A 14,793-nucleotide genomic window follows, 5' to 3' on the forward strand; every position below is an offset into this window, starting at 1 on the left:
GGGGCATACCCTGGGGCCGTGACCCCGCCCTCCGTACCCGCCCGCCAGCCCGGCCGCCCCGGGGACGTCCTGCTGCTGACGGTGCTGCTCGCCGCCATGGCCGCCGGCCCGCTGTTCAACTACGGGGTGGCCAGCTCCTCCGCGCTGGTGATCGAGCGCCTGGGCGTCACCTCCGGCCAGCTCGGCACCGTGCTCACCGTGGTGTTCGGCGCCGCCGCGGTCACGTCCGTGTGGCTGGGACGCCTCGCGGACAGCCTCTCCTCGCGCGCACAGATGGGCATCATCTTCGGCGGTGCGGCCCTGGCGCTCGTGGTGGGCGCGTTCTCCACCACGCTCTTCGCGCTCTACGCGGCGGCGGCGCTCGCCGGGGTCACCCAGGCGATCTCGAACCCGACGACGAACCGCATCATCCGCGAGGTCGCCCCGCCTGAGCGGCGCATCGGGTGGATCGGGGTGAAGCAGTCCGGCGTGCAGCTCGCGCAGCTCTTCGGCGGCCTGTTCTTCCCCGCCGCGGCACTGGCCCTCGGCTGGACGGGCGCCGCGCTGGGGGCGGCGCTCGTGGCGGGCGTGCTGGGCGTCGTCGCGTGGGCCACGGTGCCGCCGCTCCCGGCGGGCTCTTCCGCGGCCGCGGCGCACATCCGGCACGACGACGGCGCGCCGCGGGCCGCTGAGGGTCCCGCGGGTGCCGGAGCGCCGACGACCGGCCGACGCGGTGGGCGTGAGCGGCTGCCGGCGAGCGTGTGGTTCTTCGCGGCGATCGCGTTCCTCACGGGCCTCGGCATGCAGGCCGTGAACGCGTACCTGCCGCTGTTCGCGGTGGAGACGCTCGGCCAGTCCCTCGTCGTCGGCGGGGCGGCCGCCGCCGTCTCCGGGGTGATCGGGGTCTTCTCCCGCATCTGGTGGGGCCGCCGCATGGCCGCCGGGCATCGGCCCACCACCCTGCTCGCGGCGATCTGCGCCGGCTCGCTGCTGGTGGTGGCCGCCCTCCTGGCCGCCGACGTGAGCCACGCGCCGGCCCTCCTGTGGGCGGCCGCCGTGCTGCACGGGCTCACCGTGCTGGGTGCGAACGTGGTGATCAACGCCGGGATCATGGACGGCGTCCCGGCCGGGCAGCTCGGCGATGCCTCGGGGACGAACGCCATGGGCATGTATGCCGGCTTCGCGTGCGGACCGCTCGTGATGGGCCTGCTCCGCGACCACACCGGGGACTTCCGCCTCGGCCTGCTCGCGGTGGGCGGGGCGTACCTGCTGGGACTCGGGGTCACGTGGCTGCTGCGGCGCCGTGTGGATCGGGGCCGGTCCGGCGCGTGAGCCGTGGCGCACGACGAAGGCCCCGATCCGTGGGGATCGGGGCCTTCGGTGATCGTCCGTCAGCGCCTCAGGCGCCGGGGACGGAATCCTCAGAGGAGGAAGATCAGATCTTGGTCACGTTCGCGGCCTGCAGGCCCTTGGGGCCCTGCTGGGTCTCGAACTCGACGCGGTCGTTCTCCTGGAGCTCCTTGAAGCCCGAGCCGGTGATGGCGGAGAAGTGCACGAAGACGTCCGCGGACTGATCCTCGGGAGCGATGAAGCCGAAGCCCTTTTCAGCGTTGAACCACTTGACGGTACCGACAGCCATGATGGTGTCCTTTCGATGTGCCCCCGGAGGGGCGATGTGGGAACCGGTGGCCACTGTGGCCTCCGGGTGAAGCGGCAGAACTGAACCGCGTGCCCACACTCATCGTTCCGACCGGGGCCGGGACTGACAAGCAGTGATGTTACGGGATACAGCTTGGATCAACTTCAAGGTTCATACTGCCACGGATTCGACCGCCTGGCGACCACGGGGTCGATGTTCATCGGATGTTCGCCTGTGAGCGCAATCTGGGGCCGTTCCAGTCCGTGCGGATCCCGGCTCCGGGGCGCTCCTCAGAGCGCGGTGAGCCCGTGGAAGAGGTTGCGATGCAGCGCCGCGGGCGGGCGGGCGTCCGTGTGGTCCGCGAAGCCGGAGACCTCCAGCAGGGCGACGACATGATCCCCGGCGGGCACCTCGGTGTGCAGGCGTGTCTCGAGCCACAGGGAGGACCCCTCGAGCAGGAGCGCGCCGTTCGGGCTGACGTGCACGTCGATCCCCGCGAGGCGGTCCCCGGTGCGGGAGGCCAGCTGCCCGCACAGGTGCGCCTGGTCCTCCGCGAGCAGCGACACGCCGATCGACTCGGCCCGGCGCAGTCGGGGCCACGTGCGCGAGGTCAGCTGCGCGGAGAAGGAGACGAGCGCCGGCTCCCACGAGACGCCCACGCTGAAGGAGGAGGAGACCATCACCTCGGGGTGCCCGTCCACGAGGCCGGCGACGGCGACGACGCCGGTCGGGAACGCCGCCAGGCCGGGGCGCAGGCGGTCGCGGGAGACGTCGGCCTGCCAGGCGGGGTGGGCGCCGGCAGGCCGGCAAGGGGCGTGGTGGTCGGTCAGGGTCAAGGTCATGGCGCGGGTCCTCTTCGTGACGGACGCGGCTCCGCGAAGGGCGGTTCACCTGAGCGGATCGGCGTGATCCGCGGAGACGCGAGTACTTGCCCGTCGGGGTCCTCCGCCGGGCCGAATCCTCACCTGGAGCACCCCACTACTGCGTGAGAGGGTTGCCGCCCCGCCGGCCAGGGCCGTGATGACGGGGACTCGTGATTCTGGGGATCAGCCTACGGAGGGGTCCGAGGGATGGTCAAAGCGGCCCGGGGGGCGGGCGACGCGCGGGGTCACGGAGGGTGCGTCGATCGCCGGGAGGCTGAGGGGGCGGCGCAGAGAAGCTTGTTCGCGACCTGAGCTGGGGTGGAGCGAAGCATAGAAATGTGATGCTTGACACATGCTCCTGGCCGCAGTCAGGATTCAGTCATTCGAGAGGGGGGGAGCTCGAGACCGCGACCCGCGGCCCCCGCAGGCGGTTCTTTGGAAGGAATCGGATCATGCGGATGGACATGAAGATGAGGATCATGGCGGCGTCCACCGGTGCGGTGATGGCGCCGTCGCTAGCGGTGGCTCCCGTAGCGGGGGCTGCGACCGCGCCCGTGGGAGGGGAGACTGCTACCCCGGACGCGTACTGTGCCGAGGAGTACTGGACAAGCACCACCGTGACATCGAACAAGTTCAAGCAGTCGTACTCCGCCTACTCGTCAGTGTCCGGGGCTCCCGGAGTCAGGCTCACTATCGCCACCGGGCGCACGTTCGGTGTCAGTGGCGACATCACAGGCGAACTCTCTGGCGATGTGAGCGCCATTGTCGCTGGCGTCTCCGCCAAGGTCGGGACCCGTGTGGGAGTCAGCTACTCGTCTACGAATACCGTCAGCGGTGCTTGGACCGTGCCCAGCACCTACACGAACGGTGGAAAGCTCGCCATCGGCGCCAAACAGGCACAGGGAACATGGAAGCGTCAGATGCTGAACCGCAGCTGCGACGTGGTCACGCTGCGCAGCGGCTCGTTCTACACCCCGTGGCAGCAGTTCTACTTCCAGCACTTCAAGCTCTGATGCGGTGAGCGGTGCAGCGTCGGGCGCAGGGCGCCTGACGCTGCACCCCCCCTATTCCCCCCCTACGGATAGGCATGTCATGTTCCCTTTGTCTCCTTCACGTCGCTTGGCCGCCCTCGCCGCCGCTGTGCTCGTCGGCACGACGATCTCCGGGTGCTCCGCCTCTCAGTCCGACACTCCGACCCCCTCGGGCACTTCCACGGCTGTCGCCAGTGCGACCCCTTCGGAGTCAGCCGCCACGAGCGGCTCGTCCGATGCCGGGGCCCAGGCCCCGAACGCGGCAGAGGCTCTCCCCGCGGCTCTGTTCGAGGAGGGGGGCATGACCCTTGAGGAGTACGCACGTCAGAATCCGGACTCCGACTACATCGATGTGGAGCAGGAGTCCGTCCTGGAGGAGAGGGTCGGTCGGGGCACCCAGGAGATCACGGTGGATGCCCAGAAGGGCGCGGTCCTTCGGGTCGTCCTGCTCTGCCCCTCCGATGCGACTGGCAAGACGGACATCCACGTCTCGAGTGGCGATGGCGATGAGAAAACGTGGATGGCCGGATCGGAGGCCCTGTGCGGCGGGTGGTCCGCAGCGACGCCTCCCATAGAACAGGCCGGGCCAGTGACCTTCACGGTCACCGTGGACAATGACGAGCCCTACCGGGTGGCGTTGACGGTTCCCTCCGAATGACGTCCCGACCGCCCCAGAGCTCGCGAGTCCAGACGAGCACTGGTGAGGGTTCTCGCCGTGTAGGACCAGCCTGGCCCTCCTTCCCCGCCGTGCGGTTGCTGCGCTTGGTGGCCGGGGCGCTCGCTGTGGCCCTGGTCCTGGGCCTTGGTGTCCAGGCCCAGGCCACACAGCGGCTCAAGGCCCTCGTCGACAGCAGCTGGCGCGGGTCCTATGACCTGATCGTGTCCGCACCCGCGGCCGCACAGAGCGCGGCAGCCCTCATGGCCCCGCTGGACACGGCCGCCTGGACGAGCTCAGCCGAGCGCCTCAGCCCGGCCGATCTCGACCGCATCCGGGCGGTGCCCGGTGTCGAGGTGGCCGCCCCGCTCGGCGACGTCGGCGTGCGCAGCGTGGCCAACCAGGACGCCGTCATGATCGGCTACCCCGCGGACGGCAGCGTGGAGGGTCCCCACGCGTTCGACCTGGACGCGCGGGTGAGCACGGACGACGGACTCGGCCCGCGCCCCGTGCTCGGCATGGACGCCACACTGATCGGCTCCTTCTCCGACGGGCCGATCGCGGACGCCCGTCCGCTGCTGGACGATCCCGCCCTCTGCGATCCGGCCCCTCCCGAGCCAGGCCCCTGCACGGACGTCGAGCTCCCCACCCTTGCCGTCGGTCCCCGCGGTCAGACGCCTCCGCCCGCCCAGCGTGAGGTCCCGGCCGGCACGTACTGGGCCGCCCCGTGGGCGGACCCCGACCCGCAGGGCAATCGGATGATCGTGGTGGACGCCGCGGCTGAGGCGCAGCTGTTGTCCCTCGGCGGGCACCCCGCCGCCGCCGACGCGTTCCGCGTACTAGCGCAGTCCTCGCCCGCCGGCTTCCTCCCGGCTGTCGTCGACAGGCTCTCCGGCGCCGCAACCGAGGAGACTGAGGCGCTCGTCAGGGCGAAGGATCGGCTCCCTGCCTACCTCCAGAGCCTGGCGGATGCGGCCGGACGGCCGGTGGACTCACTCACCGCCGTCCCGCTGCTCGCCACGAGCGTCGGGTCTGCGCCCCTGACCCTCGAGGTGCGCGCGGCCCCGTACCGGGAGCCGGTCACCCGGCTCGACATCGAGCAGGCGCCGGTGGATCCGCGGGACCCCACCGCGCCCCGCGGCATCGTGGGGATGCCCGTGTGGGCGCTGCCCGCCGGCGGGACAGCGACGCAGGACGAGGTCTCCACCTCCGACGTCTCAGGCCGGTTCGGCGGCCTGGGGCTCGGGGTCACCGTGGTCCCCGTGCCGGGGTTGACCACGGGCCGGGACCCGGTCCTGAGCTACGACTCGCCCCGCCTGTCCCTGGTGCAGGAGACGCGGACCCTGACCCGGCCGGCGTCTGCGGACGAGCCCCTGGCCGAGGCCGCCTCCGTGGAGACCGCCTCCGGCACGCTCCCCGGCCGGCCCGACGTCGCGGTCACCCGGGCGCTGCCGGCCTCCACGTCCCGGGAGTCCGCGTACTACACGGCCACTGACGATGGCCGACGGTTCGGAACCGGGGACGCGCCCCTGCTGGTCAGCGTGGGCACCCTTACGCCGGAGCCGGACGCCGCACTCGCGGGGATCGCCCCGCTGCTCACGGATGTCGAGCTGCCCACCACCCTGGTAGCGGACCCCGACGGAACTCCGCGGGACGTCCGGCTGCGGCCCGCCTCCACCGGGTTCGGTCTCGCCAACCAGATGCCCGCCGCCTACGTCGACGCCGCCTCCGCGGGGGCACTCGGACTGGAGCGGCCCTTCAGCACCGTCCGCGTCCGGGTGGCCGGTGTGGGGGAGGACCTGACGCCGGAGAACCTCGCGACGATCGACGCCGTCGCCCAGCGCCTCGAGGCCGCCGGGTTCGCAGCGGTCACCGTGGCCGCCTCCAGCCTGGCGCCCCGCGAGATGCAGGTGGTGTCCTACCGGTTCGACTCCACGGAGGGTGATCCCCGGACGGGGCCGCTCGGCACCGTGCGCCAGCTCGGCCCGGAGCTCGCCGCGTCTCAGCGGGTCTCCGCGGCCGTCGGGACCGCGGGGACCTCGCAGACGGTGACGGTGGTCGTCCTGCTGACCGCCCTGGCGGGGCTGTGCGTGGCCGCCGCGCTGCAGCCACGGCGCCACCGGGCGGGTGTGCTGGCGGTCCATGGGTGGACACGCAGCGCCACCGTGACCCGCCACCTCCGCGAGGACGCCGCCACACTGACGGTGCTCGTCGGTGCGGCAGCCGCCCTCGCCGTCGTCGGCACGATGTCCAGGCGCCTCGGCGTGGCGCCCCCGTTGGTGGCCGTGGGCCTCGGGGCGACGGCGGGGCTGGCCGGGGCCGTGGTGCTTGCGGCGGTGCTCGCGGCCCGCCCCGCCGCGTCGGCAGGTCGGGAGGGGAGCGTCGGCACGGCCCGACCGGCCCGCACCCCGGCGGCGCTGCTGACCCGGTGGACCGCGCGCACGTGGCCGCGGCTGCTCACCGGCGCGGCATACCGAGCGGCCGTGGCAGTCGGTGCCGGCCTGCTCGTGGCCGTCGTCCTGCAGGCCCGCCGCGAGGCCGGCGTCTCCGTGCTGGCCAGCGCCGCCGTGGCCCAGGACCTGCCGTTCCGCCTGGTGCTGGGTGCGCTGGCCGCCGTCGTGGGGATGGTCCTCCTGGTGCAGCTGCACCGGGTGGAGGGCCCGGACGTCCGGGGGGAGGCCACCGTGCTCCTGCTCGCCGGCTGGACCCGTTCCCGGCTGCTGGGACGCCACGTGCCCGCCCTGGCCGTGGAAGCAATCGCGGTCGCGGTGGTGGCCGGCGTCGTCCTGGCGCTGCTCACCCCCCGCCCGGACCTTCCCCTCGTGGCGGGAGCGGCCGGCGTCGCACTGCTCCTCACCCTCGTCATCACCCTGCTCACCCGGCGAGCCCAGCTCGCCCGCGCCTGGAAGGGGCAGCCCGCATGAGTGTGATCGCGCCCGTGCTCACCCTCGACCGCGTCCAGGTCGGCTACCGCCATCCCGACGGCGGCACCCGCGTGCTCGTCGAGTCCCTGGACTTGACCCTTGCGCCCGGCGACGTCGTCGGACTCTGGGGCCGCTCCGGCACGGGGAAGTCCTCCCTGATCCGCCACCTGGCCGGGCTGTCCCGCCCGCTGTCCGGACGGATCATCTACCGCAGCCCCGACGGATCGCTGGCCGGGGAGGTCGCGGACCTCTCGGCCGGGGATCTCGCGCGGTACCGGCGGGTGCACCTGGGCTACGTGGACCAGTCCTGCGAGCTCATCGGCGAGCTCTCCGCGCTCGACAACGCGGGTGTGTGGATCCACGGCGGGCGCCTCGCGGGGTCTGTGCCCGAGGCACAGCAGACGGTCCGGGGCCAGCTCGAGCGACTCGGACTGGGGCACCGGCTCGGCGCGCCCGCCTCCCGGCTGTCCGGGGGCGAAGCCCAGCGGGTGACGCTGGTCAGGGCCCTCTCCAAGCGGCCGCACCTGATCGTGGCCGACGAGCCCACCGGCCACCTCGACGGCTCTGCGGCCCGTGAGGCCATCGCGCTGCTGCGCGAGCACGCCGCGGCCGGGGCCGCTGTACTCGTGGCCAGCCACGACCCTCTAGTCCACGCAGCCGTCGACCGGGCCGTCCGCGTCGGCGAGGACTGACCCCGATCGCATCGACAGAGGAGCGTTCCATACCCCGCACCATCACCACACCTCCGCTCTCACTCCCCTGCACCCGCTCGAGCACGCTCGCCGCGGTCCTCGCCGTCGCTGCCCTGACGGTGTCGGCCTGCGCGAGCGAGAGGGAGGGACCCCGTCCGGTCACCTCCGCCCACGTCCAGGCCGTGGGGAAGGACGACTGAGGGAGCGCCCGGGCCCCCGCGGTCAGCCCCGCCCGGCCCCGTCCCGCCCGCGCAGCGCGTCCAGCTGCCGGCGGTCCCGCTTGGTGGGCCGACCCGCGCCGCGCTCGCGGTAGGGGATGGACAGCAGCTCGCGCGGCACGGGCGGCGGCGAGTGGTCCACGTACTGCTTGACCGCCACCGGCGCGCCCACGCGCTTGGAGATCAGGCCGGTCACCTCGAGGATCCGCTCGCGGCCGTCCTGCCGCACCCGGATCCGGTTCCCGACGACGACGGACGCCGCCGCCTTCACCGGCTCGCCGTCCACGCGGACGTGGCCGGCCCGCACGGCCGCCGTCGCGGCGGAGCGGGTCTTGTAGAGGCGCACGGCCCAGAGCCACGCGTCGATCCGGACGGTCCCCCCGCCTGCAGGCCCGCTCATTCCGCTGCCCCGCTCACTCGGAGCGCAGGGCGATGGCGGCGCCGTGCGCGGGCAGGCCCTCGTCGGCCGCGAGCGCCTCGATCCCCTCGGCCACGCCCCGCAGCCCGGCCTCCTCGTAGCGGATCAGCTGCTGCGAGCGCAGGAACGTCACGGTGCTCAGCCCGGAGGAGAACCGGGCCGTCCCGGAGGTCGGCAGCACGTGGTTGGACCCGGCCGAGTAGTCGCCCAGCGGCACGGGGGAGTACGGCCCCACGAACACGGCGCCCGCGTTGCGCACGCGCTCCGCCAGGGCGTCGGGGTCCCGCGTCTGGATCTCCAGGTGCTCGGTGGCGTAGAGGTCCGAGACCTCGAGGGCCTGCTCCATGTCCCGCACCAGCAGGATCCCGGACTGCGGGCCGGTCAGCGCCGTGCGGATCTGCTCCTCGTGGAACGACCCGGGCACCTGGGCCTCGACGGCGGCCAGCACGTCCCGGACGATCTCCTCGGAGTCGGTGATGAGCACGGACGCGGCCAGCGGATCGTGCTCGGACTGGCTGATCAGGTCCGCGGCCACCCAGTCCGCCCGCGCCGTGCCGTCCGCGATCACCGCGATCTCGCTCGGCCCGGCCTCGGCGTCCACGCCGATCGTCCCCTGCAGGGCGCGCTTCGCCGCGGCCACGTACACGTTGCCCGGCCCGGTCACCAGGTCCACGGGCGCGCACAGCCAGCCGTCGCCGTCGTCGTCCCGGACGCCGAGCGCGAGCATGGCCACGGCCTGGGCGCCGCCGGCCGCGTAGACCTCGTCCACGCCCAGCAGCGCGCACGCGGCCAGCACGGTGGGGTGCGGCAGGCCGCCGTGCTCCCGCTGCGGGGGCGAGGTCACGGCGAGCGCGCCCACACCGGCCGCCTGCGCGGGCACCACGTTCATCACCACGGAGGAGGGGTACACCGCGCGCCCGCCGGGCACGTAGAGGCCCACGCGGCCCACGGGCACCCAGCGGTTCTCGACGACGGCGCCCTCGCCCAGCTCCACCCTGGATCCGGCGGGCACCTGCGCGGCGTGGACGAGACGGGCGCGGCGGATCGACTCCTCGAGCGCGGCGCGGACCCGGGGGTCCAGCGTCGCGAGCGCCTCCGCGAGCGCCTCGACGGGCACGCGCAGGGACGCCGGGCGGACGCCGTCGAAGCGCTCGGCCAGGTCCAGCAGGGCGGCGGCACCGCGCTCGCGGACCTCGTCGATGATCGGCGTGATCGCGGGGACCATCGAGGCCACGTCCACGTCCGCGCGGGGGATGATGCTGGACAGGTCCGCCGTGGCGGTGTCCACGGCGCGGAGATCGGTCACGGAGAGCACGGGGATCCTCCAAGGGGGTGCAGGTGGGCGGCGCCGCTCCGGAGGGAGCGCTCGGCCACGGGGCGGGCGGGCGGTCAGGCTCCATTGTGCTCCGATCCGGGCGGCGTTCGGCCGCGGATGCCAGACTGGCGCCATGCTCAGCCTCGCCTCCTCCGCCCTGTTCCCCGGCCTCGTGCGCCTGGCTGCCGCCGCCGAGGTCCCCGACGAGGTGCAGGACGGCGTCCAGGGCACCTCGGACGCCGCGGCCGAGGCCCTCGGGGTGACCGGCGGCGCCCTGTTCACGGCGGCCATCGCGTTCGTGCTCGGCTGGGTGGGGGTGTGGCTCGCGTTCCAGGCGGTGCGGCTGCTCATGCTCCGCCGCGCCGAGCTGCGCCGCCAGATGGCCCCGCTGAGCCTGCCGCTCTCCCTCGCCGGCGCCTCCCTCGCCGCCCGCCTGGCGCTCGGCGTCACGGCGCGCGCGGAGACCTGGTACCGCGGCGCCGCGTTCGTGCTCATGGTGGTGCTCGTGGCCGCGCTGGCGTGGGCGGCGTGGCGGATCGTGGACCTCGTGGAGAAGCGCATCCTCTGGCGCTACCGCGAGGTCGGGGTCAACGACCGCCGCGAGCGGCGCATCCGCACGCAGACCATGCTGATCCGGCGCATCCTCAGTGTCGTGATCGTGGTGATCGCGATCGCCGCGGTGCTCATCTCCATCCCGGAGGTCCGCTCGCTCGGCGCCGGCCTCCTGGCGTCCGCCGGCCTGATCTCCGTGATCGCCGGCCTTGCCGTGCAGTCCACGCTGACCAACGTGTTCGCGGGCGTGCAGCTGGCCTTCACCGACTCCATCCGTGTGGGGGACGTGGTGACCATGGACGGCGTGTTCGGCACGGTCGAGGAGATCACGCTCTCCAACGTGGTCGTGAAGATCTGGGACGGTCGGCGGATGGTCTACCCGTCCTCCCACTTCACCACCGAGCCCTTCGAGAACTGGACGCGCGTGGGCTCGGCGGTGGCCGGCGTCGTCGAGCTGGACGTGGACTGGCGCGTGCCGATGGAGGACCTGCGGGCGCGGCTCGCCGCCCTGCTCGAGTCCACCGAGCTCTGGGACGGCAAGGAGAACGCCATGCAGGTCACGGACGCCGTGGGCGGCATGGTGCGGATCCGCGCGGTGGTCTCCGCCAAGAACTCCGGCGAGCTGTGGGACCTGCGCTGCCTCGTCCGCGAGGACCTCGTGGCCTTCCTGCGTCAGGAGCACCCGGAGGGCATCCTCACGCAGCGGCACGCGGAGGGGCAGTCGGCCCCGCAGCTCGCCGCGCACGAGCCCGCCGCCCCCGAGGACGCCGCCCCCGGCGCGGCCCACGGGAGCGCTCCGGCGCCCGCGTCGCCGGGACGCGGCCGGGAGCCGGCCGCCCAGACGATGCGGATCCCCGCCGTGCGGCCCACCACCGCGCCGCTCACCCGCGTGGACGAGCGCTCGGCGCTGTACACGGGATCGATCACCGCGGTGCAGCGCAATGCGGAGATGGCCGGGCCCGGCGAGGACGCGTTCGCCGAACGCCGGGCCCAGCGCGACGCGCAGCGCGAGGCGGACGGCGGGGGCCAGGCCGGAGCCCACGCCGCCCGCCCGGATCAGCGGACGCTGGACCCCGACGAGGCCGGCGGCTCCTTCGAGAAGGCCTGACCCGCGCCCTCCCCGTGCGCGTCCGGCGCGAACGGGTGCTGCTCGTGCAAGGGCTCGGAGCGGGGCAGGCTGCGCTGGAAGTCCGGGTCCGTCTCGGCCACATGGCTCGGGGCGTCCGGCGTGGTGCCCGCCGAGGCCTTCACGCACAGCACGGGCTGGTCGAGCTGCTGGAGGAGCTCGTCTGAGACCGAGCCCATCACGAAGCGGCCGAACCCGCCGCGGCGGCGCAGGCCGATCACCACGAGGGAGGCGTCCAGCTCGGCCGCCACGTCCTTCATCTCCTGCACCGTGGAGCGGCCGCGCGCGTACTGGCGGAACTCGGCGTCCACGCCCGAGGCGTCGAGGCGGGCCTGCACGCCCCGCTGCTGCGCCTCCGTGACGAGGGAGTCGGTGCGGTGCTCTCCGCCCGGGCCCGCGTTGACCACGACGACGCGCTCGCGGGTGGAGCGGGCGATGTCGAGGGCCTTGTCGAGGGCGGCGTCGCCCGAGTCGCTGGGCTTGTAGCCGATGAGGATGGTCATGGGGCTCTCCTTGGTTCGCGGGGTGGGGGACAGGGCGGTTCAGCGCCCCACGGCGTGGTGGCGCAGGTACTCCAGGTGCGCGGCCACGGTCTGCTCGGCGACGCGGCCGACCGTGCCTCCGACGCCCGGGTAGATCATCGGGGTCAGCTCCTCGGGGGTGATCCGGGCGAGCACGTCCTCCTCCAGCTCCTCGAGCGCGGCCTCGATCTGCGCGAGGCGGCCCTCCCGATGGTGGCGGTAGTCCCTCGCCACGACGTCCAGCGGGGCGGGGACGGGGCCGTGCGCCGGCAGGACCGTCAGGGGGCCCGCGGCCTCGAGGCGGCGCAGGCTGTCCAGGTAGTCGGCCAGGGTGCCGTCCGGGTGGTCGAGCATCGTGGTGCCCGCGCCCAGGATCGTGTCGCCCGTGAGCACGGCACCCGCCTCGCCCGCACCCGGGAGCACGAAGCAGCACGAGTCCGAGGTGTGCCCCGGCGTGTGCCACGCGAGGATCTCCACCCCGGCGAGGGCGCCGCCGTCGTCGGCGAGATGCTCGCCGTCGAGGAGCGGCTCGCCCCCGCCCCGGCAGTGCTCCGGGAGCGCGGCGCGCACGGGCGCGCCGGTGGCCTCGTGGAACACGTCCGTGCCGCCCGTGTGGTCCGCGTGGCGGTGCGTCACCAGGATCAGGCCGATCGGCCGTCCCCCGGCCGCCCCCAGGACCGCGTCGAGATGCTCGTGCGCGCCCTCCTCCGGCCCCGGGTCCACCACGACGACGGCGCTCGCCGCCGGCGCGCCCACGACGTACGTGTTGGTGCCCGCGAGGGTCATGGGAGAGGGGTTGTGCGCGGTCACACAGCGCACGGAGGGGGCGGGCGTCAGCCCGGGAGTTTCGACGGCCTCGGTCATAGGGTCGAGTGTATGGACAAGGACTCGACCGGACAGGGATCGGACGCCGCCGCCTCGCCGAAGGGCTACATCGAGGAGGGCGGCTACGACCGCGACACGAACTACATCGGCGACCGCATCGTCGCCGACCCGGGCGCCGTCCGGGCGCGGCCCACGGAGGGGCCCGCGCGGGTGGGGCGCGTGGGCGGCGGCCTCGGCGAGGGCGCGGAGGCCTGGCCCGTGGAGGCCGGCCGCTACCGCCTCGTGGCGGCGCGGGCCTGCCCGTGGGCCAACCGCGCCATCATCGTCCGGCGCCTGCTGGGGCTCGAGGACGCGATCTCGCTCGGGATGCCGGGACCCGTCCACGACGAGCGCTCGTGGACGTTCGACCTCGACGAGGGCGGCACGGACCCCGTGCTCGGCACGCACTGGCTCCAGGAGAACTACGTCGAGCGCTTCCCGGACTACCCGCGCGGCATCACGGTGCCCGCCCTCGTGGACGTGCCCACCGGCGGCGTGGTGACCAACGACTACCCGCAGATCACCCTGGACTTCAGCACCGAGTGGACCGCGTTCCACCGCGACGGCGCCCCGCAGCTGATCCCCGACGCCGGGCCCGAGCGCGACGAGATGTTCGAGGTCATCGAGCGCGTGTTCACCGAGGTCAACAACGGGGTGTACCGCTGCGGCTTCGCGGGGGAGCAGGAGTCCTACGGCGAGGCCTACGACCGGCTCTGGACCGCGATGGACTGGCTCGAGGAGCGCCTCACCACGCGCCGGTTCCTCATGGGCGCGACCATCACCGAGGCGGACGTGCGCCTGTTCACCACGCTCGCCCGCTTCGACCCCGTCTACCACGGCCACTTCAAGGCGAACCGGCAGAGGCTCGCCGAGATGCCCGCGCTGTGGGCCTACGCGCGGGACCTCTTCCAGACGCCCGGCTTCGGCGACACGATCGACTTCGACCAGATCAAGCACCACTACTACGAGGTGCACCGGGACGTGAACCCCACCGGGATCGTGCCGAAGGGCCCGGACCTGACCGGCTGGATGAGCGCGCACCGCCGTGAGGAGCTGGGCGGCCGCCCCTTCGGCGACGGCACCGCGCCCGGGCCCGTCCGCGAGGGCGAGGCCGTGGACCCGGAGCACACGCCGCTGCGCTGAGGGGCGGGGTCAGGATCGCCTTCCCTGCGTGGCGGGCGCCCCGATCCGGGACGAGGATGCTCGCATGAGCACCGACCTCCCCTCCGTCTCCGCCGCCCACGACGCCGCCGAGCCCCACGCGCAGAACGGCCTGCAGCAGCGACTGAACTGGCTGCGCGCGGGCGTCCTCGGCGCGAACGACGGCATCGTCTCCGTCGCCGCGACCGTCGTCGGCGTGGCCGGGGCGACCACCGCGGTGGCTCCCGTCATGCTCGCGGGCGCGGCCGCCGTCGTCGGCGGGGCGGTGTCCATGGCGCTCGGGGAGTACGTGTCCGTCTCCTCCTCCTCGGACTCGCAGAAGGCGCTGATCCAGAAGGAGCGCCGCGAGCTCGCGGCGGACCCGGAGGGGGAGTTCGAGGAGCTCGTGGAGCTCTACGAGGCCGAGGGGCTGAGCCGGCCGACCGCGGAGTCCGTGGCCCGCGAGCTCACGGAGAAGGACGCCCTCACCGCGCACCTGCGCATGGAGCTCGGGATGCGCGAGGACGACGTCGTCAGCCCGTGGGCCGCGGCGGGCGCCTCCTTCATCGCGTTCCTGCTGGGTGCGCTGCTCCCGTTCCTCACCATCATCCTGGCGCCCGTGGACATCCGCGTGCCGCTCACCTTCGCGACGACGCTGCTCGCGCTCGCCGTGACCGGCGCCGTGGGCGCGTGGCTCGGTGGCGCCCGGCCGATCCCCGCGATGCTGCGCGTGGTCCTCGGCGGCGCGCTCGCCCTCGCGCTCACGTTCGCCGTGGGCGCGTGGCTCGGCACGAACGTGGTGTGACCGGGGTGGTGGCGGCATGACCGGGCCGACGCGCACGGTGCCCGGACGAAC

Annotated in this window: 14 protein-coding genes and 1 riboswitch; of the genes, 8 read left to right on the forward strand and 6 right to left on the reverse strand. The window is 73.7% G+C overall.

Features of this window, described 5'->3' with window-relative positions; genetic code table 11:
• The first annotated feature begins 18 nt into the window (after nt 1-18).
• Nucleotides 19-1,311, forward strand: a complete 1,293-nt coding sequence (locus tag AB0302_RS02735) for an MFS transporter (RefSeq protein ID WP_366370463.1) — start codon at nt 19-21, stop codon at nt 1,309-1,311.
• Between the two features lie 103 nt (nt 1,312-1,414).
• Here AB0302_RS02735 and AB0302_RS02740 read toward each other — a convergent pair whose 3' ends face one another.
• Together AB0302_RS02740 and AB0302_RS02745 are read right to left on the reverse strand one after the other, a co-directional pair.
• Nucleotides 1,415-1,618 (reverse strand): cold-shock protein, encoded by a 204-nt coding sequence (locus AB0302_RS02740; protein ID WP_248116229.1) that lies wholly within the window; start codon nt 1,616-1,618, stop codon nt 1,415-1,417.
• A gap of 290 nt (nt 1,619-1,908) precedes the next feature.
• A complete protein-coding gene (locus AB0302_RS02745) occupies nt 1,909-2,460 on the reverse strand; it encodes a flavin reductase family protein (protein ID WP_319074500.1) in 552 nt (183 codons plus the stop codon).
• A 77-nt stretch (nt 2,461-2,537) separates the two neighbouring features.
• Nucleotides 2,538-2,657, reverse strand: a riboswitch (SAM riboswitch).
• Nucleotides 2,658-2,933: 276 nt separating this feature from the next.
• On the opposite strand from AB0302_RS02745, the gene AB0302_RS02750 reads away from it, so the two are divergent.
• From AB0302_RS02750 to AB0302_RS02765, 4 genes are all read left to right on the forward strand, one after another.
• Nucleotides 2,934-3,494, forward strand: a complete 561-nt coding sequence (locus AB0302_RS02750) for a hypothetical protein (protein ID WP_366370464.1) — start codon at nt 2,934-2,936, stop codon at nt 3,492-3,494.
• Between the two features lie 319 nt (nt 3,495-3,813).
• Nucleotides 3,814-4,170: a hypothetical protein gene (locus AB0302_RS02755; protein WP_229667278.1), complete on the forward strand. Its 357-nt coding sequence runs from the start codon at nt 3,814-3,816 to the stop codon at nt 4,168-4,170.
• A 125-nt stretch (nt 4,171-4,295) separates the two neighbouring features.
• Nucleotides 4,296-7,091 carry a hypothetical protein gene (locus AB0302_RS02760; RefSeq protein WP_366370465.1) on the forward strand — a complete coding sequence of 932 codons (2,796 nt, stop codon included), beginning with the start codon at nt 4,296-4,298 and terminating at the stop codon, nt 7,089-7,091.
• Nucleotides 7,088-7,783, forward strand: coding sequence for an ATP-binding cassette domain-containing protein (locus AB0302_RS02765; RefSeq protein ID WP_366370466.1), 696 nt, complete (start codon nt 7,088-7,090; stop codon nt 7,781-7,783). The genes AB0302_RS02760 and AB0302_RS02765 overlap by 4 nt, the downstream gene beginning before the upstream one ends.
• Before the next feature lie 222 nt (nt 7,784-8,005).
• On the opposite strand, the gene AB0302_RS02770 is transcribed toward AB0302_RS02765, so the two are convergent.
• Together AB0302_RS02770 and hisD are read right to left on the reverse strand one after the other, a co-directional pair.
• Nucleotides 8,006-8,401 carry an RNA-binding S4 domain-containing protein gene (locus tag AB0302_RS02770; RefSeq protein ID WP_319074504.1) on the reverse strand — a complete coding sequence of 132 codons (396 nt, stop codon included), beginning with the start codon at nt 8,399-8,401 and terminating at the stop codon, nt 8,006-8,008.
• 13 nt (nt 8,402-8,414) lie between these two features.
• Nucleotides 8,415-9,734 (reverse strand): histidinol dehydrogenase, encoded by a 1,320-nt coding sequence (hisD, locus tag AB0302_RS02775; RefSeq protein ID WP_366370467.1) that lies wholly within the window; start codon nt 9,732-9,734, stop codon nt 8,415-8,417.
• Between the two features lie 133 nt (nt 9,735-9,867).
• Here hisD and AB0302_RS02780 point away from each other — a divergent pair, with 133 nt between their 5' ends.
• Nucleotides 9,868-11,394 carry a mechanosensitive ion channel domain-containing protein gene (locus tag AB0302_RS02780; protein WP_366370468.1) on the forward strand — a complete coding sequence of 509 codons (1,527 nt, stop codon included), beginning with the start codon at nt 9,868-9,870 and terminating at the stop codon, nt 11,392-11,394.
• Here AB0302_RS02780 and AB0302_RS02785 read toward each other — a convergent pair.
• On the reverse strand, nt 11,343-11,915 hold the full coding sequence (locus tag AB0302_RS02785; protein WP_366370469.1) for a universal stress protein: 573 nt from the start codon (nt 11,913-11,915) through the stop codon (nt 11,343-11,345). The genes AB0302_RS02780 and AB0302_RS02785 overlap by 52 nt on opposite strands.
• A 39-nt stretch (nt 11,916-11,954) precedes the next feature.
• Nucleotides 11,955-12,797, reverse strand: coding sequence for an MBL fold metallo-hydrolase (locus tag AB0302_RS02790; RefSeq protein WP_366370470.1), 843 nt, complete (start codon nt 12,795-12,797; stop codon nt 11,955-11,957).
• Between the two features lie 12 nt (nt 12,798-12,809).
• Between AB0302_RS02790 and AB0302_RS02795 the strand changes: the two genes are divergently transcribed.
• Together AB0302_RS02795 and AB0302_RS02800 are read left to right on the forward strand one after the other, a co-directional pair.
• On the forward strand, nt 12,810-13,940 hold the full coding sequence (locus AB0302_RS02795; protein WP_366370471.1) for a glutathione S-transferase C-terminal domain-containing protein: 1,131 nt from the start codon (nt 12,810-12,812) through the stop codon (nt 13,938-13,940).
• A gap of 64 nt (nt 13,941-14,004) precedes the next feature.
• On the forward strand, nt 14,005-14,742 hold the full coding sequence (locus AB0302_RS02800) for a VIT family protein (RefSeq protein WP_366370472.1): 738 nt from the start codon (nt 14,005-14,007) through the stop codon (nt 14,740-14,742).
• The last annotated feature ends 51 nt before the right edge of the window (nt 14,743-14,793 follow it).

This window comes from Micrococcus sp. NPDC078436, assembly GCF_040702705.1.
Classification (GTDB): Bacteria; Actinomycetota; Actinomycetes; order Actinomycetales; family Micrococcaceae; genus Micrococcus.